At 59.9% G+C, this 292-nt stretch carries 1 pseudogene; it reads right to left on the bottom strand.

The window, feature by feature from the left end:
• Window positions 1-46: 46 nt before the first annotated feature.
• Window positions 47-292 (bottom strand): annotated as a pseudogene (locus tag P0G09_RS19865) (plasmid recombination protein); the annotation flags it as partial.

Genomic DNA, 292 nt, shown 5'->3' on the forward strand with positions numbered 1-292 from the left:
CGTTGAAGGGGGTGATACCCACCAGCAGGGCATCCAACTGCTCCTACTGCTTGGTCAGCTGGGTCATCTCCTTGAAGATGCGAGGCGGGATGTGCTCCCGCCCGGTCTGGCTGGCGCTTTCGCCCCGTTCCAGCTCCGGGTACTGCTTGACCATGTGCTGCCAGAACTCGTCCTGCCTCTTCACAAGGTTCTTGCGGTTGCCAATGATCTCTTTCGCGCTCAGCCGCCCGTCAGCGGTCAAGGGCACAAAACAGAGGTGCAGGTGGGGCGTTTTCTCATCCATGTGGACAAC

This window comes from Faecalibacterium sp. DFI.5.82, assembly GCF_029076575.1.
Lineage (GTDB): Bacteria > Bacillota > Clostridia > Oscillospirales > Ruminococcaceae > Faecalibacterium > Faecalibacterium duncaniae.